This is a genomic window from Undibacterium sp. Di27W, from assembly GCF_049340345.1.
Classification (GTDB): Bacteria; Pseudomonadota; Gammaproteobacteria; order Burkholderiales; family Burkholderiaceae_D; genus Undibacterium.
Map to the genome: position 1 here is coordinate 1 of NZ_JBMPOS010000194.1, position 255 is coordinate 255.

Consider the following 255-nt stretch of genomic DNA (forward strand, 5'->3'; position numbering starts at 1 on the left):
GGCTGCAGCTTTACTTGCCGTAGCAGTTTTCAGGCTTTCTTTGGCAGCCGTCAGTTGATTATCTACTTGCGTATAGTCTGCCAGGGCAGTCGACGCCTGTGCCTTGAGATAGGCAAGTGCCGCTGCAACAGCTTCAAGGGCAACGCCGGCGGCTGCCAGTTGCGTTGCGGCATAATTGGCTTGCGCTTCTAGTTTTGCCAGGTTGGTGCTGGTGGATGTTGTTTGCACCTGCTTCAGTGCCAGGCTGGCACTCAT

Annotated in this window: 1 protein-coding gene; it reads right to left on the bottom strand. The window is 55.3% G+C overall.

What is annotated here, in order from left to right:
• A partial coding sequence (locus ACO0LF_RS31855; protein WP_423021474.1) for a hypothetical protein occupies positions 1 to 255 on the bottom strand: 255 nt, incomplete at both ends.